Below are 19,876 nucleotides of genomic sequence, written 5' to 3'. Positions count from 1 at the left end.
CATGGACAGGCGCGGAACGCGTTTGGGGGTAGACCTATCCAAGCGGATAGGGGAATTGATCCAAACGACCATTGGTTGTTTATGTGGAATTGGGTTAAGCCTTAAGTGATAGCGATTTGAAGGTTTGAAATGTCCAAAGTTGCCAAGTCCCTCTCTGCCACTACCGCGCTTATCCTGCTGTCTGGATGTGCCAGTCTTGACCCTCCTGAGAACCTGGAACCGGTGAAGCAAGGTGATGCCTATCAGGCGCAGTATCGCGCGCCGAATGCCGCAGAAGATGAAGAAGGTTTCCTGAGGTCCGCTCGGATGAATGCGCAGAAATGTCTTGCGCCACGTGGCGGGGATGGGGGCAAAGGGACGAGTCGTCTGATTGGAGAGCGCCTGACCCGGAATGATCTGGTCGAGATTTTTGTCAGTGGCGACGATACGTTCAGCGGACCTTATGTTGTGTCACGCGATGGAACACTGAAGCTTCCGTTTCTTGATTCAGTCCGTGCACAGGGGCGTTTAACCACCGAGATTGAAACAGATATCGCAGCAAAATTGCGCGCCCGCGAGTTCTTTACTGAAGTGCCAAGTGTTTCGGTCCGAGTGCGCGATTTTGCCTCGGTCACGATAGGGGTGTCTGGTGCCGTGTTTGAGCCACACGCGGTCGAGATCGGATCGGTCACCGGAAAAGACATCGACGCGCGGCGGCAGGACGCTTTGGGGGCGTCGTCCGAAGGGCGCAACCTGTCTGCGGCTTTGCGTGCGGCGGGGGGGGTTCGTCCGGATGCGGATTTGTCTGCGATTGAGGTCGCGCGCGGTGCAATGGTCTATAAAATCGACATGCGCGGCGTGTTCGAAGGGCACAACAATGTCGATATCATGCTGTTGTCCGGGGATCAGGTGCGGGTCCCGAGCCGCAGGTGTTTTCAGGATGATCTGATGCGCCCTGGTCCCATCAGCCCACCGGGGATCTCATTGTTTGTGTCGAACCTGACGCAGCCCGCGACAGGAAACGCGCCATCGGCCAATGGGCGTGAGACGCGACAAGTACCCTATGGAACGAGGTTCCTGCAGGCTGCGATCAACATGAACTGTGTTGGCGGGGCAAAAACGACCAGTGCGAACCGGTCGGTTGTTTTGTTTTCGCGCAACCCCGAGACGCAGGTGTCCGTGGTGATCGAGCGCAATATCGAGCAGCTGATGCGCCGATCCGAACGGGATGATTTTGATCCCTTCCTTTTGCCCGGAGATGCGATGGCGTGTTATGATAGTTCTGTTACGAATGTCGCTGAAGTTGGTCGCGTTCTTGGAGTTTTGAGCTTAGGAACTCTATAGGCTACCGGCGCTACGAACGACGAATTCCGCGTGAGTTTTGTCCCAAACCCGTTGAATATTATCAATGTTTTGCGATGCAGTGTGAAAGTCACCCATCTTTGCTGCTCTTTCGATAGAGCGCAAAAGATCAGAGACGTCAGTCGCCCCGATGGCGGATGTACTTCCAACGATTTTATGTGTTGGTTCTATGATGTTCGGCAATGTGTTTTGTGTCGGATTTCCATGCGTTGCAAGAAAGTCGGAAATTTCTCCGGATACGCGATCAAACAGCGCGGCGTGCTGCGCGGGCCCAATCATCTCGCGCATCTCTGTGAAATGCTCCTCCGACAATAGTGATGGTGTGCGGTGCGAGGGGGGCGGCGACATCTCAAGAACCCACTTTCTTGTGATCTGACTGAGGGTGTCGGCGTCCAGTGGCTTGGTAATCAAATCATTCATGCCATCGGCCAGAAACGCCTCGTGTTCTTGTGGAAGCACGTTTGCGGTTAGGGCTACGATAGGTGTTGTTTTTGACGCCCCGGCGCCTGCGCGAATGGCTCGCGTTGCCTCGCGCCCATCCATGACAGGCATGCTGATATCCATGAAGATCAGGTCGAACGGATGTGCGTGGGCCTGATCGACACCAAGTTTCCCGTTCGCGGCTGTAGCCACCTGATGGCCAGCCTTCAACAGCATCTCTTTTGCAACAAACTGATTTATCTCGTTGTCCTCAACTAAAAGGATATCCAATGATGCCATGGCGTTCGGGCTGCCTTCCTCAGCATGAGGCGTAGCTGGGTTCGCAACGCGGCGGGTGGGGATCGACACCTCAAAAACGGTTCCAGCACCCACAGTGCTGTCAACCGTCACGGTTCCACCAAGCGAATCTACGAAGCGTTTTACGATGCCCAGGCCAAGCCCGGTACCGCCGGTATTACGGTTATAAGAAGCATCACCAGTTACGAAATCGTCAAAGATCTTCTCGATCATATCCGGACGAATGCCGCACCCGGTGTCCGAGACACGAAGATATGCAGTCATCTTCCCAGGCGCATCTGCCCGGAGCTCGGTCTCAAGTACGATACGGCCTGCATGGGTGAACTTGATCGCGTTTCCGATGAGATTGACCAGAATATGCTGGATCTTTCGCTTATCGGTCTCGATCCAATCCACGGGGTTGCCTTTCCACCCCCACTCCAGCGTGGTGTGATGAGCCATGGCCGCGCCAGACTGGCTGCTTACGATGTCTTTTAGAAGTTTGCTGAGATTCACAGGGCCAAGGTGTGGTTCCAGTTTTCCCGCGTCATAGGTTGTGATGTCCAGAACATCCGAGATATGGTTCATCAAAAGTCGTCCCGACTTCTCCATATTCGCTACGTGGGTTGACTGTTTAGTGTTAAGCGCTGTGTCGCGCAGCAAGGCGAGGCTGCCCAGTAATCCGTTCAAAGGCGTGCGGATTTCGTGACTCATTGTTGCGAGAAAACTGTTCTTGGCCTGCTCGCTTTCCAGCGCTGAATCGCGTGCCTGAATTAGTTCTTTGTCCGCAGCGATCTTGGCCGATATATCGCGCAGGAAGGCTACGAACACTTCGCCATCAGCAGTCTTGGCCGCTTGAAGCGCCAGCTCGACGGGGAAAACATCCCCATTCGCACGTAGCCCCTCAAGCTGGACACGACCCCGTCCAACAACATTGCGATCGCCAGATGCGCGCATGCGTTCCATCCCGGCGGCATGTGCTGCACGATATTTTTCGGGAATAATCAGCTCTCCCAGTTCTTTGCCTAATGCGGTTTCACGCGTGTGGCCAAAAATCAGCTCGGCGGCATTATTGTAATCTAGAACCTTGCCAGTCAGGTCGGTAACAATCACTGCGTCCAGCGAGGTGTTTATGATTGTCTCGGTCCGGCTCTGAGAGTTTTGGGCTGCGATCATGTTCAGCCGGTTGCGCCGATTTGCCGAATTCAACAAAAGCAGTAGCCCAATCAAAGCAAACGTCAGTATTCCCATCGTAGCCGCAAGGTTTCTGAGCGTGGCCAGTAGAGTTGCGCGCCGAATATCCGCCTGATTTGCGAAATAACTGAGTGCCGAGTTTGAGAGCCTGCGCGCTGAGGGACCGGTTTTTTGGGTGCGATCTAGGAGTTGTGGCAGCGCAGTCAACAGGTCTGCATCTGTCCCATCAATCTCAGGTGTGGTCTCGTTCAGAAATGTTCTAAGTGCCAGCAGGCTTTGGCCGAAGGTTTCGTCTTCTCGGAGATTCGAATAGATGCTAGACTGGGTTAGCGTATTGATCCGGCTATAGAAAATGTCAAATTCTCTCCGTAGCCCGGTCAGATCTGGAGCGTCGCTCTGGCGAGCTAGCATCGCAGCGCGCTCAAGCTCCAGAAACTCTACCTCGGCTTGCGTAAGTGTCCATTGGATATTGTCGGATCTCGCAGAGTCGAGCTGCCCAATGTCGCGAGCTACATTTATCGACAATACGGTTATGGAAAAGAGTGTAAGCCCGGCGAGGATCGCCAGGCCTATCAAACCAGTCTTACTGTTGACCATCCGGGACAGAGTTGCTTCGACCCGGGAAGGCTCTGGTGTCATACGAGTTACTCCTGGAAATCGAGTTTTGTGAGCTGCCAGATACTGCGGGAATAGATGACTTCGGTCCGGTAGTCCGATGAGGCGTCATAGGGGTAAATAACCCACACCGGACCTTTGTCTCGCACCGACATTGGGGCTGCATTTCGCATGACGGCCAGAATTGGGCCACCTGTCACAGCGTCGCTCACCGGGATTTCAACCGCATAGTCGTTAAGAGCAACTGCGCGGATCGTCCCTGACGCGATTCCAAGCGCCCGGGTCAGCGTGGCAAGTTCAATGCCTACAAAACTTTGCACGCCTTCTGTCCAGATGGTTGACGTTTCGATTGTTGTCAGCCCCAAATCCTCTATTCCCGCAAGGTCTAGTTCGATCGTTTCCGTGCCTGTAGCGCCGTCATAGTTAATCGTTAATATCACGTCCCCTTCGGGTGATTTGAATTCTGCCGAAATCAACGTGAAGGGGGCAACGAAGATAAAGGTCACAACGGCAATTGCTTTAGACAACATTGGAAACTCCTCTTACTGATCAGACCTTACGAAATACTTGATGCCACTGAAATCCTCTATTCAGTATAGCGGCATACCCGATCGGATAGGCTGCAATCATTTGTCATGCCGCTTGGAATGGGAATCTCTTTAGATTGAAGGAGTTTGTGCAAATCGGGGCTAAGATCTGCCCAGATCGTGTCGAGATGTCCTTTGTGAACATTCAACGCCGCTTCGCATGCGTCACCGATCACACATATGAGCAGCAAACAATCGATCAACGGCAGCATCTCTTTCGGACCGGAGTTATGGGCTGGCTAATAATGCGAACCCATAGCGCAAAGGAGAGTGGGGGGGCATAGATGCGGCCACTATAGAATTTGGGAAAGCAACTTCTGGAATAGCGCTGTTAGCTCATCTCGGGTCCGAGCGGGCGCACCGATTTGGGCTTGCATGATGTACCTGAATGCACCGTCAAGCAGCGCATAATGGATATCTATGTTCGACGGTGCGCCATGACCTGCTTTGTCAAACGCTGTGCGCAAAATGCCGATTAGCGCCTCTTCGATATTCGCGACAACTGGGCGGAAGGCCTCGTCGAACATGGCCTGTGTTCGGATGTCATACCAAAGCCGATGGGTCATGTTGTCGTCGACAATTGATGCCACAAGAGCTTCGGTGAATGCGTCGATCACCTGATCACGGCCATGGGCCGTTTCTAAGGCGTCTACAAACTTCCGTACGAATTCCTGTTTGTAGATTTCGACGCAATAGATGATCAGCTCGGCGCGATCTTCGAAGTAATAATGCAGCATACCCAACGACAAATCGCTGTGGGCGGCGATGTCCCGCAGGCCGGTATTTGCATAGCCCAGCTCTTTCAGCGCCAATATCGCGCTTTCGGCGATTTGGCGCTTCTTTGCATCGCGTTTCGCCGTTTTCCGATCTGCGCGGTCTTTAAGCTTTGTAGGCATTTCATTCATCTTACAAATTTGGCTATCTTGTCGGCTGGATGCAACACACAACCAGCCCGCAGCGGATCCTACCCCAGCAATGCATTCAGAAAGATGCGGGGCAGCTTGAACCAGCTTGGCCTGTACTGGAAGCGTGTCAAAAGCCTTCCGATTTTGTGCTGCCGCTTGTTGGTTATAAAGAATGGTGGCCGTGGCAAAATCGAGAGTTGTCCCGATAGCACCCCGCGCGGGAATGGTCGCCAAGGTGCTTGAATGACAGTTTTTTCGGTTTTCTCTAGCATGAAAGAATTGTGCACCGTGCCAATGCCAGACCCAATGTTTTCTAGCGTGTGGCCGGGGAACGCGCCCCACGGGCAGGCTGTGATCAGAAATCCTAAACCGCACCAGCCGTTTACGCCAATCGTCCCATAGCGGAGGGCTGCGAGGATTTCCTCAAACCGCTTCTTGCCAATCTTCCGAATGGTCTTGGGATGTATAAGGATGTTCGCCCCCAGCGTCCCCCAAAGTTCGGTGTTGGCATACTCTATCGCGGCAACCAAATAGGATTCCGCATCCGAAGCATCCAGCTCCTTGATGCCAAGCGCAGGGCCAAATACTTCGCAAGAGCGGTTGTAAGTATCTTCCGAGATCTCTCCGATCATCACGGGTGGCGCATTTTCCCCGCGCGCGATTTTTTCGACCTTGCCGCCATGTTCTGCGTAGCTGTTCAAGCGTTGTTCCGCGCCAGGATACCATGTAGGGCGGGTCGAGGACGCGATCACTGATTTCAGAGCGTCCAAGAGCGCCGGACCTTTGGCCCAGTCCTTGGGCATGACCAGCGCTTGCGTCGCGATGCAATTATGCCCCGAGTTGTGCAGCTTCATCGTTGCGATGTTCTCGGCCTGAAACCTGATGTCGGCGGAAGTCCAAGGGCCCGGCACCACGATGGTTGGGCTGACCGACCCCAGTTCCGACGTGAAGCGTTTGGTGTTCTTGGGTGTGCCTGCCTTTTTGTTGGCTGCCCCTTTGCCCCCGACGCCCCAGACAATCGCATCATGGGTCGCGTCTGATCCGGTGATGTGCAGCTCTTCGACAATTGGGTGTTCGCACAGATACGCACCCCCAGTGGCATCGCCTTTGACGACCCGCAAAAAGCCGCCATCGATGAACGGCTTCATCGCGATTTTGTAGAAATCGATCAGGTAGTCATTGATGGGGTTCATTTTTAGGATCACAACCTGATCTTCGAGCAGCAGTTTTTGCAGCACATCCAGTGGGGTGATCGCCGCCACATTTCCTGCGCCTAGAACCAAGGCGACTTTGCCGATGCGGTCCTTTTCCGGAATATCATAGGCAATTGCTACATGCTTCTTAAGGTTGGCGGGCGTTACACCTTTTTGCATCCAGACCTCGGCACGTACTCCGGATAAGAGCAGGCGATCCCAGATCGAATGCGGCAGAACCTTCACCCCCAATTGACCTGTTGCAAGTTCGCGTTGCGGCAGATGATCGACGAAGGTTTTGCCTTCAATCTCGTTCAGCGTCGCCATAAAGGCATTCACGCCCGCGATGGTGGCATAAGGGCCGGCGAGCCATTCTTCGCCAGCAATCGGCGTCCCGGCGACCAACCCCTTTTTGCGTGCCGACGTATCGGCCCAGCCTTCAGCCACCTTCATGATGCCGTCTTTCATGCCAGCAAGAAGCGCGATGCGCTCGGTGGGGGATACTTTCACCCAAGCGTCCTTGGCTTCATTCAACTCTGCAAGGGCTGCATCATATTCGTCAAAAAGCGCGTCCTGGCCTTCGATGTCTGTTTGTGCGCCATCCATCTTACACACCCCTTTCAATCAGAGTGTCGCCAAACTGTTCGCGCAGCTTGTTCTTGAGCATTTTACCCGTGCCGTTCAGCGGAATGGCATCGGTGAAGACCACGGCATCCGGGATTTGCCACTTGGCGACCTTGTCTGCGAAAAGCGCGATGACCTCTTCCTCGGTCGGATTGGCTCCGTCAGCCTTCACGGCAACAATCATCGGGCGTTCATCCCATTTCGGATGTTTCGCGCCGATTGCAGCGGCCATCGCGATGCCGGGATGGGCTACCGCAATCCCTTCCAGGTCGACCGATGAAATCCATTCGCCACCTGATTTGATGATGTCTTTGGTGCGATCCCTGATCACCATGTACCCATCCGCGTCGATTGTGGACACGTCGCCAGTGTCGAACCAGCCGTCGTCTGTCATCGCGGTTTCGGTCATGCCGAAATAGGTATCAACAACCCAGTGCCCGCGCACCTGAAGGGCACCTTCGGCAACCCCATCATGTGGCAATGCGACGCCGTTCTCATCGACGATGCGCAGATCGATCCCAAAGGGCGGGCGACCCTGACCCAACCGCAAGGCGGCCCTCGCATCAGGCGCAAGATCGGCGTGTTTCGCTTTCGGCATGTTGGCGGTGCCAAGTGGACTGGTTTCGGTCATTCCCCAGGCGTGGATGGTGTCACAGTCGTATTTGTCCCGGAATGTTGCGATCATGGATGGTGCGGCAGCAGACCCGCCAATAACGTTTCGGCGTAGCGTCTCCATTTTGGATCCGGATTTTTCGGCGGCGTCTAAAAGCATCATCCAGATCGTTGGAACGCCAAGGGCCAGCGTGACCTTCTGGCTATCAATTAGGCCCAGCAAGCTGTCGCCATCCAAGCCCGGTCCGGGCATCACCAATTTGGCCCCGGTCATGGCCGCACAATAGGGGATGCCCCATGCGTTGGCATGGAACATCGGAACCACGGGCAGGATGATCTCGCTCGCGGACAAGGACAGGGCATCGGGCAGGGAAATGGCAAAGCTGTGCAACATTGTAGAACGGTTTGTGTAGAGCACGCCTTTGGGGTGTCCGGTGGTTCCCGAAGTATAGCAGAGCGAACAGGGGGTATCTTCGGGCAGTTGTGGCCACTGATAGTCGCCATCGCCCCCCCCCATGAGATCGTCAAAGAAGATTGCGCCGGGGACCGCTGCGGCAACTTCTTCATCATGAGGCCCCATGTATATGAAATGCTCGACTGCTTTCAGATGCTCTCGTGTGCCGACGATTAAGGGCATGAACGTCTTGTCAAAGAAGATCGCCTTGTTGCCAGCATCATTGATGATGAAGATCAGCTGTTCGGGGAACAGCCGCGGGTTTAGCGTATGGCAGACCAGCCCGCTGCCCGACAACGCGAACCAGATCTTCAGGTGCCGATGATTGTTCCACGCAATTGTGGCCACCCGGTCACCTTGATCAAGGCCCATTTTGCTTAATGAGGACGCCAGTTTGCGGGCTTCAATTGCGGTTTCGCCCCAATTGGTCGTGTGAAGATCACCATTGGTTTCGCGCGACACGATCTCGGTGTCGGCGTGATACTTTCCAGCGTGTTCAATCAACGAGCTGATCAGCAGCTCTTGTTTCATCATTGCGCCCAGCATTGTCGCTCTCCGTGTTCTTTGTTCCGCTTACGCAGCATATTCAGCCTTGATCATGTCGGCGCATTTTTCGCCGATCATGATGGTAGGGGCGTTTGTGTTTCCGGACACCAGCAGCGGCATGATTGAGGCGTCAGCAACGCGCAACCCCGCAAGCCCGCGCACTTTCAGCTCGGGGCTGACGACTGCCATGTCGTCAGTGCCCATTTTGCAGGTCCCGACAGGGTGATAGACCGTGTCGGCCCGATTGCGGATGACCTCTTCCCATTCGGCATCGGTCATGTTGTCGTGCACGCCGAAAAGCTCTTTGTGCTTATATTTGGCCAAGGCTGGCGCCTCGAGCGTCGCGCGTGTCAGCTTGGCCCCTTTGATCATGATATCGAGGTCTCGATCATCCGACAGGAATTTCGGATCAATGCCCGGTGCATCCATCGGGTCTGCGCTTTGCAGGAAGACTTCGCCACGCGAGTAGGGGCGTAGGTTGCAGACATGGCAGGAATACCCATGGCCCATGTGCAGTTTGCGTGCGTGGTCGTCGACGACAGAAATCACGAAATGGGTCTGAAGGTCCGGGCGATCAATCGACGGATCGCTTTTGAAGAAGCTGCCACATTCTGTGATGGTTGATGCCACCATCGAGTTGCCGTGCTTCTTCCATTTGAGGATCTCGCCCAGCAGTTTGACCCCGGCCCGAAAGCCAATGCCAAGGTTGTCAGTGTCCTTGGTTTTGTATCCCATTACAAAATCAAGATGATCCTGAAGGTTCTGTCCGACACCGGGCAGTTCATGGGTCATCTCGATACCGTGCGGTGTGATGTCCTGAGGCCGACCCACGCCTGACAACATTAGCAGTTGTGGGGATTGGAACGCGCCACCACACAAGATGACCTCTTTGCTTGCGCGTACTTCTCTGACGTTTTTGCCGTGCCGATAGGCCACGCCCACGGCCCGCTTGCCTTCGAAGATCACCTTGGTTGCATGCGCCCTGGTGATCACCGTCAGATTCGGACGCTCATCCATGATGGGATGCAAATAGGCCGCAGCCGCCGAGCATCTCTCGCCATTTTTGTCTGGTGTGTGGAACAGGGTGGTTTGCCACATGCCAGCGCCTTCGTTGTCGCCGTCATTGAAATCCGCTGTCGGACGCACCTGCATCTCATTGCTGGCGTCAATGAAAGCCAGCGAGATCGGGCGAGGAGCCTTTTGGTCAGAAACCTGCAGCGGACCGCTGCCTCCATGTGCCTCGTCAGCCCCGCGCACGTTGTTTTCGGCTTTGCGGAAATAAGGAAGGACGTCATCCCAACCCCAACCTTCGTTTCCAAGATCGGCCCAGCTGTCATAGTCTTCTTTCTGGCCGCGAATATACAGCATCGCATTGATCGCGCTGGATCCGCCTAAGGTCTTGCCGCGCGGTTGATACCCTTTGCGCCCGTTCAGGCCGGGTTGCGGCACGGTGTTGAAGGCCCAGTTGTTGATCTTCGGACGCCCCGGTAACATCGCAACAACTGCCATGGGTGTCCTGATGAAGATATCTTTGCCGGTGCCGCCCGCCTCAAGCAGGCAAACCTTTGTGTTCGGGTCCTCGCTTAACCGCGACGCAATCGTCGCGCCAGCTGATCCACCCCCAACAATAACAAAGTCAAATTCCATAGGACCCTCCCAAGCCGTATGTCTGCATTACTTGAACACATTTTCCGGACATCTGACCAAATAATTTGAGTAACGTTACGTTCTCAATTGCTTGGGGGTTATCTTATTTCTTGGAAAGAAAACTTCCCAAAGAGAGAGGGGGCTATTTTAATCCTCAGGATTGAGGAGAATCCGGATTGACCGCATTCCCCATCGTTGCTGTGTTCGTTTCTCCGCGAAATCTACCGAATAGATTCAAATCTGCGGTCACAAAAACACCCATTAGTACCCGACTTTGACTAGTAGGCGCCGCGGCCCGTGATAACCGCACGAAAGGTCAGGCAAATAAGGATGATGTCCAGCAAGATGCTGTGCGACCTTGTATAGGCGAGATCCATGTCAATCATCTTGTCGAACCCGATATCGGCACGACCCGATACTTGCCAGATGCCGGTAATGCCGGGTTTCACGCTGAGACGCTTTAATGCGCGCTTTGGATATTGCGCGACCTCCGAGGGCAGGGCAGGGCGAGGCCCCACGATCGACATATCCCCGCGTAGTACATTGATCAGCTGTGGTAGTTCATCCAGAGAGGCCCTGCGCAGCAGCTTACCCATCCGTGTGATGCGCGGATCGTTTTTATGCTTGAAGCAAATGCCGTCCCGTTCGGAATGCGCCAAAAGCGCTGTACGTCGTTTTTCAGCATCTGTGTGCATCGAGCGAAATTTTAGAACCTGGAACGGCTGCCCGTCTTTGCCAATGCGTGTTTGCGAGAAGAAGGCAGGCCCCTTGCTGTCAAGCTTGATCAGCGCGGTGAGTGTCAGGAAAACCGGAGAAAGGGCAAGAAGCGCACCGCCCGAGATCGCCAGATCCATTGCCCGCCGTGCGATGCGCATCTTGCTGGGTAAAAGTCTCGAGCGCATGAAGCTTCCTACCAGGAATGTCATGTTGCCTAGAAGATAGCGGCGCGCCATGCGGCGTGGCTCCATCGCCAAGCGCCAAACCCATTCCAGTTTGGCGGTCCGCACGGGCTTCGGGGCTCGCCGTACGTTGCCTGCGTAGAAGTCAAAAAATGCGCCGACGCCCATCAATAAAGACGGGGTCAAGGCCTGTGCGTGCCGGGCCAGCCAGGTCTCTTGATGCGGGACGCCAAGTGCGACCAGCAGGATATCTGCGTTGCTTTCGTTGATCCGGGTGATTAGGGCGGCTTCGTTGCTCATGTCGCCATAGCCGTTTGCGGTGCCCGCAATCTGCAGGCCGGGAATGTCGTTCTGTAAACGATGTGCGGCCAGTTGTGCAGTGCCGGGCTTTGCGCCCAGCAGGAAGACCGACTTGCCCATTTTTGCGGCTTTCTCCAGTAGCTTCGGAATGAAGTCGGTTCCGTTCAAGTTTTCGGCTAGATGAAGGCCATCCATCCGAGCGGCCAATTCGATGCCGACACCGTCCGGCAGGCGATATTTCGCAGTGCCAATCGCTGCTCGATAGGCGCTGTCTTTACGTGCGATATTTACGCAATGCGCGTTTAGAAAGCAGGCGCGGCGACGCCCCGGTGCAAGCAAAGCCATGATGGCGACCTTGCTTGGCGCATCCATTAGTTCGGTCTCTAGCGATGGAATATGCCTGGATCGTAAGGTAACACGTGGAAATACGGCTGTGGCAGAATGTGTTTCAAATCGAACAGCATTGGTCATTATCTTCGCCTTTCACAAGTTGCGTTGGTTCAAGGCTGGCGCGGCTTTGCTTGTGGCACAACCAAGCGGACGGACAGGTGGGGGAAACAAGGGATGAGCGGTGCGCGCGAATGGCGTGAAAGAATATCTTAAGATGTTTTGGGCTATTCGATTGGCTAGGGGGGTAGCCAATCGGGCATTTAAATTGCCCCAATAATGGCGCATTCTGTGGGTAGTCTTGGGCACAAGGAGATTTTCTTAATGCGTGTATTGATTGCTGATGATCACGATCTCTTGCGGGACACCTTGGTTATGTTCCTGGCGGGGCAGGACAATATCGAGGCCCAAACGGCAGCAGATCTTGATGCGGCGCTTGATAAAGTATCTGCCGAGGCCCCATTTGATCTGCTTTTGCTGGACTACAATATGCCGGGCATGAATGGCCTAGCCGGGATGATGAGGGCAATGGCGCATGAGGGCGGGCAACGCGTTGCGCTTATGTCTGGGCAAGCCACGCGCGATATTGCCGAACAGGCGCTTGATGCTGGGGCTGCAGGTTTTGTTCCCAAGACGCTGCCAGCGCAGTCCATGGTGAACGCGATCCGTTTCATGGCTATGGGCGAGCAATATGCTCCGATCGATTTCATGACGGCCCCGGTTGAGGAACCCAAGAACGCCCTGACCGAGAAATTGTCCCCACGTGAGTATCAGGTGCTGCGTGGTCTGACAGAGGGCAAATCCAACAAAGAAATTGCCCGAGATCTTGGGATTCAGGAACCTACGGTCAAGCTTCACGTCAAAACGCTTTACCGCAAGATCGACGCATCCAATCGCACGCAGGCGGCCCTGATCGCGCGCGAGGCTGGTCTGTTCGCAGATAGCCTGTCGGATAGGTATGGCTGACCGACTGCCCTGACAGGCTATCCTTGGGCGCAGAGGTGCGCGACATCCTCGCCAGCTATGTTTATGACATGGAGAACATGTCATGATGAATTCAACCGAAAGGGCGCGGGTTCTACCCCGACCACTTTTCAATTGGCGCATAGATTTCAAACGGATCTTTCTGGGTGGTAGCCTTGGAGATCTTGGGCGGCTGCCGCGCTATACTGCTTTTGCGCTTCTGGGGCTGACGTTGATCTGGGCGCCGATCACCGGGTATCTTAAGACCACGCCTTTGGTCTTCAAGTCCACTGTATCGCTTATCCTGCCCGGGTCGGGGGCGTCTGCCTCGATGAATTTGAATGGGATCGGGCAGGCGACATCATATGCCAACTCAGCCTTTGCCAGCAATTCCGTAAGTCCGACCGAGACCTATAAACGCCTGATCGGTGCTGATCGCATCTTGAATGCGGCGGCGATCAGCATCGGCGAGACACGCAGGGATTTTGGCAGGCCGCGCATCAGCTTGGTCGATCAAACGGGGCTGATCCATCTTGAGATGACCGGTGGAAGCCCCGAGCAATCTCAGGCCCGGGCCGAGGCTTTGCTGGAGGCCTTCTTTGTCGAGCTGGATGCGCTGCGTTCGGATGAACTGAGCACGCGGGAAGATGGTGGGCGGGGGGCGATCAATGATTACCGCAGCTCGATTGCGCAGACCCGCGACAAGATCGAGGCGCTGCAGGCGTCTTCGGGACTGTTCTCGGTGGATCAGTATGACGTCCTTCTAGACAATGCGAGCGCGTTAGAAGTCGACCTGACAGTTCTGGCGGGGACGCTTAGTGATCGGACACAATCCGTTCGCGCGCTTGAGGTCGCGCTTGGCCTGAATGCCGCACTTGCGGCTGCAAGCTTGAAGGCGTTTGCGGATCCAGATTATGTGGCGCTGTGCAAAGAACGATCGGTTCAGGCAGCGTTGCTTGCCGAACTGACCTCGCGCTTTGGCCCACAGCACCCACGGGCGCAATCAACGCAACGCGCATATGATGCGGTGTCGCTAGCTGCGAAGGCGCGTGCGGAAGAGATAACCGGAATGGGTGGGCAGGCGTTGCGGGCGCTCGACTTCGCCCAAAACGGAGCGCGAGCAGATCTGCTCGCGCGGTTGGTGCGGCTCGAGGCCGAGCGGGCAGGCGTTCAGCAGAAATATGATACGTTAAGCGCCGAGCTTGCGGGCCAGCATGCCGAGTTGACGCGGTTGGCAGACTCCGCCGCGCGGCTTCAGGATCTCCAGCGTGACTTTTCGGTCGCAGAGGCGATTTTTGCCTCTGCCATTGCGCGCGCGCAGTCCGGAAAATCTGATCCCTATGCGTCTTATCCACTGGTGCAGGTGCTTGAAAACCCATCGCGCCCGGAAAAGCCCTCGTCACCAAACCGCAAACTTGCATTGGCTGCTGGGGTTGCTGCGTCCTTGTTTCTGTTTTTCGGTCTGATGTTGGGCTGGGTCCGTCAGGCATTGATTAGCCGGTTGCTGCAGGGCCCGAAGGCGCGCGCGTGATGCAGATGAACCCGATTGAGCGCTTTATCTTCCGCGCGCTGGCGTACACATGGGGCTTTTACGCTTTTGGCGCGCTCTATGTGGTGGGGCCGGTGCTGGGGTGGGTGATTGCTGTCTTTGCACTGCTCTGCCTCTATTTAGGCAACGCCGTGCGCCAAGATCTTCGCGTTACTGGCAACATCCCTCCCTTGATCTGGGCGTGGGGCGCGGGGATGAGCGTGATGCTGGTCGCGCTTTGGATCGGGCATCTGAACTGGGATCTTGGGACGAAGACCCTTGTTAAATCCTCGATTGGCTGGGCGAAGGGTTGGGCGCTTCTGTCGCTATTCCCACTGGCCGGCGCGCTGCTTCCTATCCGTCGGCAGGTGATCATCCGCGGGCAAAGCGTGGTTGGGGCTTGTACGCTTCTGTTGGCCCCTTTGATGCTTGCTGCACCCTATATCGGATTGCCCGAGCGCATCTTCACCTCGCCTTTGAAAGTGGTGGGCGGGCCGGGGCCTGAATATTTCACTGTCTACCTGTTTACGATTGATCCCGGCAGTTGGGCCCCGCGCTGGCAGTTCTACGCACCATGGTCCCCCTTTGCGGCGCTTTTGGGCGTGGTGTCAGTGCTGATGGCACTGGAAGAGAAAAGCATGAAATGGCGCGCTATTGGGGTTGCCGCTGGGGTGTTGATGATACTCGCCTCGAAATCGCGAATGGGGATGGTGGGTTTGGTGTTCTGCACCACACTGCCACGTTTGATGCCGTTAATCGCGAAGACTTGGGCATGGATGGCATTGGCGGGGATTACAGCGTCACTAGCTGTTTTCGGAGGGGCAATCTGGCGGGTTTTTCTTGACGTCACAGCCGCCTTCAGAGGGGCCCGCGCAGACAGCACACGCGTGCGCGATACGCTTCAACGCATCGCCTATGAGCGATGGCAAACCGAGGCGGTCTGGTTCGGGCATGGGCGGGTGCAGCCCGGTCCACATCTGGTCGAGTACATGCCGATTGGCAGTCACCACACGTGGTATGGTCTGCTCTTTGTCAAAGGGGTGATCGGGTTCATTGCGTTGCTGGGACCCTTCCTGTGGCACACGCTGTTCACGATGTATGACGCCGCCCGACACCCACAGGGCCGCTTGCCTCTGGGCATCATGCTGACGTTGATCCTGCTGTCCTTTGGCGAAAATATCGAGATCGAGGTCTATCTGCTTTGGCCCGCCCTGATGATCCTTGGGATTCACCTGCGCGAAGTGGCAGACAGATAATGCGCAGCTTTGATCAAGCGCGTGCACCACCACTATATGTTGTAGATGAGGCGTCTAAATGCAGATAATAATTCAAAGATGTTGCAATGCTACGCCCCCCATGTTTCACTGAATATGCAGCTCGGAGCATTGACGCCGAAAGGTCGATACATCCGGGAAATCAGCCATGTGGGCTGGTGACTGGCCGTGAAACCGTAGATCCGCGGCCCTTAAAGTCGAAAAGATCTGGAAGGGAAAATCCCCCCATGAACAATACTTTTAAAGGCACCGTTGGTGCAGCTTCTATTTTATTCGCCGGTGCTGGCGGAGCGTTTGCCGACGAATGCGGCAAGGTCTCGATCGCAGAAATGAACTGGGCGTCGGCCGAGTTGATGGCGAATGTCGACACCATTATCCTGAGCGAAGGATACGGTTGTGATGTCGAACGTATCCCCGGCGCGACCAACACAACATTTGCGTCAATGAATGAAAAAGGGCAGCCCGATGTGGCGCCCGAACTGTGGATCAATGCCGTGCGTGAACCGCTGGCTGTTGCGACCGAAGAGGGGTCGCTGGTGGTGATCAATGACGGTCCGATTACAGATCTGGGCGAGGGGTGGTGGATCACCCCTGCATTTGCAGAAGCTAACCCAGAATTGAACACAGTAGAGAAGGTTCTGGCCCGGCCCGACCTGTTCCCGGATGTCGAAGATCCGTCGAAAGGGGCGTTTGTAGGATGTCCTGCGGGGTGGGGCTGTCAGTTGGCCAATGCCAATTTGTTCCGCGCCTTCGATATGGAAGAAAAAGGGTGGGTTCTGGTTGATCCGGGCTCGGCTGCGGGTCTGGACGGATCCATGGCAAAAGCCGCTGAACGTGGCGATCCATGGTTCGGCTATTACTGGTCTCCTACTGCCCTGATCGGGAAATACGGCATGGTGAAATTGCCGTTTGAAGCAGAATGGGCTGGATCCGAAAACTGGGATGGATGCATTGTGAAGTCTGAACAGGACTGTGCGGATCCCAAGCCGTCATCCTGGACCGTGTCCGAGGTGCGTACAGTTGTGACGGATGATTTCGTTGCCAAAGCGGGACCTGCGCAGGACTATTTCAAAGCGCGGATTTTCCCTGGTGAGGTAATGAACGAAATGCTGGTGTTCATGACCGACAATCAGGCCAATGGCGAAGACGCGGCGTACGAGTTTTTGTCAACGCATGAAGACATCTGGACCCAGTGGGTCCCCGCAGATGTCGCAGAGAAAGTTAAAGGCGCATTGTAAACTGCGCTTTCGCGGGCAGAAGTCTTTCTGCCCGCAACACTTTCATCCGTTTCAGAATGTAATTTGAAAGGGCAGAACATGGAGTTTCTGACCGAATTTCCGTCCTTGGGTCGATCCGATCTAAGTGCCATTCGTCGTGCCGTTGATGGCGCATTTCGCGAGTTCACACGCACGTGGGGCGAAACAATCGAAGCCTTCTTTAACCCGCTCTTGCGTTTCTTGGTTTGGTTCGAAGATGTGCTGTTGGCGACGCCTTGGCCTTTGATCATCATCATTCTTTGCGCATTGGCTTGGGCTGGATCGAGATCTTGGAAAATCACACTGGGCACCGCGATCTGCTTTGTTGTGATTGGCATTTTTGGCATGTGGGAAGACACGATGTCGACGCTTGCAATCATATCGGTCGCGACGCTTTTATGTATCGTGGTGGGCATTCCGGTGGGGGTTTTGATGGCACGCTATGATCGTGCACAATCCATCATTACACCCATTCTGGACGTGATGCAGACCATCCCCAGCTTCGTCTATCTGATCCCGGTTGTCATGCTTCTGGGCATCGGCAAAGTGCCAGGGCTTCTGGCCGTGTGCATCTATGCGCTTCCGCCGATCGTGCGCCTGACAAATCTGGGCATCCGACTGGTCGACAAGCAGGTTATGGAAGCCGCCGAGGCCTTCGGAGCGTCCTATAAAGAAAAGCTTTTCGGCGTTCAAATCCCGCTTGCGCTGCCCAATATCTTTGCTGGCGTGAATCAGACAATCATGATGGCGCTGTCCATGGTTGTGATCGCGTCGATGATCGGTGTGCAGGGGCTGGGCGTCCCAGTTTTGCGTGCAATTTCAAATCAGTATTTGGCACTTGGCTTGATGAACGGCTTGGCCATTGTCGCGCTGGCCATCATCTTTGACCGCGTCAGCCAGACCTACGGCAAACGCCTGCAAGCTTACCGGGAGAGCGGCCATGACTGATGACATCAAAATCTCGATCCGCAACCTTTATAAGATCTTCGGCAACAATCCCGCAAAAGCGATGGAGAAAGTGCGTGAGGGCATGTCGAAGGATGATCTGCTGGATCAGACGGGACATGTTCTGGGCCTGAACGATATTTCACTCGATATGCGTGATCGCAAAATCCAGGTGGTCATGGGCCTGTCTGGCTCGGGTAAGTCGACCCTAATCCGGCATCTGAACAGGTTGATCGACCCCACCGCGGGCGAAGTCATCGTCGATGGGGAAGATGTGCTGGCAATGGACGACACACGACTGCGCGATCTGCGTCGCTTCAAGATGTCGATGGTGTTCCAAAAATTCGCGCTTTTACCGCATCGGACGGTCGTTGAAAACGCAGTCTATGGGTTGCTTATTCAAGGGATCAAAGAAGATGAGGCGTCCAAACGCGCGCGCCATTGGCTGGATCGTGTGGGGCTGACGGGGTATGAGGATTACTATCCCGGCCAGCTGTCGGGCGGCATGCAGCAGCGTGTGGGTCTGGCCCGTGCTCTGGCCACTGACGCTGATATCCTTTTGATGGACGAGGCGTTCTCGGCCCTCGATCCGCTGATCCGTATGGATATGCAGGGGATCTTGCTGGAGCTTCAGGAAGAGCTGCACAAGACCATCGTCTTCATCACCCACGATCTGGACGAAGCGCTGCGTCTTGGCGACAATATCGCCATCCTGCGGGATGGTGCGTTGATCCAGACTGGCGACGGTCAGGACATTGTGTTGCACCCGGCGGATGACTACATTGCGGACTTCACGCGCGAGATCAACCGCGCCAAGGTGGTGCGCCTGCGTGCACTGCAAAAGCCGCTGAATGGGGCGGTTCCAGCGGGTGATCCGTTGGCCGACAGCATGGTTCTTGAGGACGCTCTGGAGGCTATTGCTGGCGCCGAAGGACATATCGTGCCGGTTAAGGATGCGTCGGGTAAAGTTACTGGGCAGGTGCATCTGGCTGATGCAGTTGCTGCGATGCACGCCTAATACGATAAGCTTAAATGTGAACGGGCGGCTATGGAGGCGCCCGTTTCTTTGCCTCGGATGTGGAGATCTACCCTATCACACCGGGGCACGCCTCTCGGCTAAAGCATGTTCACCTTCAAGTGGCACTCTGAGGGGCGGCATTCTCCAACGGTTCACGACGGTATCGGATCGGCTAGGGCAATGGGTAGGCTCCGATGACGGGGCCGTGCAGGTGGATGAGGGCCAAATAGACAGCCAGCCCAATCGCAAGCCGTATCAAGCCACCAATGTTGAAGCGAATTTGGTGGCGTGTGCGGGACAGATGCGCCCATGTCTCAGCACCCAAAATGCGTTTCTGGCGTCGGTCGATGATCCGCATTCCAAACGCCGCGAAGACACCGAAAATACCGAATAAAATCACATGGGAAAGATTGCCGTTGGGGACCAGATGTCCCAGCGCCCAGATTAGTAGCGCCGCCAGCAGAGGATGACGGATCCAGCCGGCAATGCCGGGTGCGTTGGGATCAAAGCTGCCATTGTGGCGCCCGCCAAATGACAGTGGGTTGGGTCGCCCAATGGCCAGAGCAGCGATGGCGACAGCAAACGCCATTGCCAGAAGCGTCACGTGGTTTTGCCACGGCGCCCACGGCCAAAGCTGGGTAATTGGAGCGTTGTTTGCTGCGTAGATTACGAATCCAAGGGCCGCGATGGACAGGGCCGAATAGCCGATAGTGAAGCCAGGCGCGCCTATTCGTGCGACGATCCTCGCTTTGCTGACAGGACGCACGGGCAGTGAGTGGGTCAGGAAAAACAAAATGATCGCAATGATATAGGTGATCCAGTCAAGCATGGCCCGCTCCCACTTTTCAGTTCGTTAATCTGACCCGGATCG

General features: G+C 55.4%; 15 protein-coding genes. 7 read left to right on the top strand and 8 right to left on the bottom strand.

From position 1 onward, the window contains the following. The first annotated feature begins 129 nt into the window (after positions 1-129). Positions 130-1,323: a polysaccharide biosynthesis/export family protein gene (locus FIL88_RS07495; RefSeq protein ID WP_142853134.1), complete on the top strand. Its 1,194-nt coding sequence runs from the start codon at positions 130-132 to the stop codon at positions 1,321-1,323. Here FIL88_RS07495 and FIL88_RS07490 read toward each other — a convergent pair. From FIL88_RS07490 to FIL88_RS07460, 7 genes are all read right to left on the bottom strand, one after another. Continuing rightward, positions 1,318-3,891: a hybrid sensor histidine kinase/response regulator gene (locus FIL88_RS07490; RefSeq protein ID WP_142853133.1), complete on the bottom strand. Its 2,574-nt coding sequence runs from the start codon at positions 3,889-3,891 to the stop codon at positions 1,318-1,320. The genes FIL88_RS07495 and FIL88_RS07490 overlap by 6 nt on opposite strands. 5 nt (positions 3,892-3,896) lie before the next feature. Next, complete coding sequence (locus FIL88_RS07485) at positions 3,897-4,397, bottom strand: putative pterin-binding protein (RefSeq protein ID WP_142853132.1); 501 nt, start codon at positions 4,395-4,397, stop codon at positions 3,897-3,899. 350 nt (positions 4,398-4,747) lie between these two features. Further along, positions 4,748-5,350 (bottom strand): TetR/AcrR family transcriptional regulator, encoded by a 603-nt coding sequence (locus FIL88_RS07480; protein WP_185960874.1) that lies wholly within the window; start codon positions 5,348-5,350, stop codon positions 4,748-4,750. 68 nt (positions 5,351-5,418) lie between these two features. Continuing rightward, positions 5,419-7,158, bottom strand: coding sequence for an aldehyde dehydrogenase family protein (locus FIL88_RS07475; RefSeq protein ID WP_142853130.1), 1,740 nt, complete (start codon positions 7,156-7,158; stop codon positions 5,419-5,421). Position 7,159: 1 nt separating this feature from the next. Beyond that, positions 7,160-8,788, bottom strand: coding sequence for a long-chain-fatty-acid--CoA ligase (locus tag FIL88_RS07470; protein WP_142853129.1), 1,629 nt, complete (start codon positions 8,786-8,788; stop codon positions 7,160-7,162). A 27-nt stretch (positions 8,789-8,815) separates the two neighbouring features. Continuing rightward, complete coding sequence (locus FIL88_RS07465) at positions 8,816-10,435, bottom strand: GMC family oxidoreductase (RefSeq protein WP_142853128.1); 1,620 nt, start codon at positions 10,433-10,435, stop codon at positions 8,816-8,818. Positions 10,436-10,713: 278 nt separating this feature from the next. After that, on the bottom strand, positions 10,714-12,006 hold the full coding sequence (locus tag FIL88_RS07460; protein ID WP_246066639.1) for a WecB/TagA/CpsF family glycosyltransferase: 1,293 nt from the start codon (positions 12,004-12,006) through the stop codon (positions 10,714-10,716). A gap of 339 nt (positions 12,007-12,345) precedes the next feature. Here FIL88_RS07460 and FIL88_RS07455 point away from each other — a divergent pair, with 339 nt between their 5' ends. From FIL88_RS07455 to FIL88_RS07430, 6 genes are all read left to right on the top strand, one after another. Continuing rightward, the gene (locus tag FIL88_RS07455; RefSeq protein ID WP_142853126.1) at positions 12,346-12,987 is read left to right on the top strand and encodes a response regulator transcription factor; all 642 of its coding nucleotides are present in this window, start codon (positions 12,346-12,348) and stop codon (positions 12,985-12,987) included. A gap of 82 nt (positions 12,988-13,069) precedes the next feature. Continuing rightward, on the top strand, positions 13,070-14,515 hold the full coding sequence (locus FIL88_RS07450; protein WP_142853125.1) for a GumC family protein: 1,446 nt from the start codon (positions 13,070-13,072) through the stop codon (positions 14,513-14,515). Continuing rightward, the gene (locus FIL88_RS07445; RefSeq protein WP_142853494.1) at positions 14,515-15,768 is read left to right on the top strand and encodes an O-antigen ligase domain-containing protein; all 1,254 of its coding nucleotides are present in this window, start codon (positions 14,515-14,517) and stop codon (positions 15,766-15,768) included. The genes FIL88_RS07450 and FIL88_RS07445 overlap by 1 nt, the downstream gene beginning before the upstream one ends. Before the next feature lie 245 nt (positions 15,769-16,013). Next, positions 16,014-17,024, top strand: coding sequence for a glycine betaine ABC transporter substrate-binding protein (locus FIL88_RS07440; protein WP_142853124.1), 1,011 nt, complete (start codon positions 16,014-16,016; stop codon positions 17,022-17,024). A gap of 78 nt (positions 17,025-17,102) precedes the next feature. Further along, entirely contained in the window at positions 17,103-17,990 is an 888-nt protein-coding gene (locus FIL88_RS07435; protein WP_142853123.1) for an ABC transporter permease, read from the top strand. Further along, on the top strand, positions 17,983-19,005 hold the full coding sequence (locus FIL88_RS07430) for a quaternary amine ABC transporter ATP-binding protein (RefSeq protein WP_142853122.1): 1,023 nt from the start codon (positions 17,983-17,985) through the stop codon (positions 19,003-19,005). Before FIL88_RS07435 ends, FIL88_RS07430 begins: the two co-directional genes overlap by 8 nt. 172 nt (positions 19,006-19,177) lie before the next feature. On the opposite strand, the gene FIL88_RS07425 is transcribed toward FIL88_RS07430, so the two are convergent. Beyond that, the gene (locus FIL88_RS07425) at positions 19,178-19,834 is read right to left on the bottom strand and encodes an NnrU family protein (protein WP_142853121.1); all 657 of its coding nucleotides are present in this window, start codon (positions 19,832-19,834) and stop codon (positions 19,178-19,180) included. Positions 19,835-19,876: the final 42 nt, after the last annotated feature.

Source organism: Aliiroseovarius halocynthiae (assembly GCF_007004645.1).
Lineage (GTDB): Bacteria > Pseudomonadota > Alphaproteobacteria > Rhodobacterales > Rhodobacteraceae > Aliiroseovarius > Aliiroseovarius halocynthiae.
Note: the sequence above shows the minus strand (reverse complement) of the source record. Positions and strands in the feature narration are given on the sequence as shown.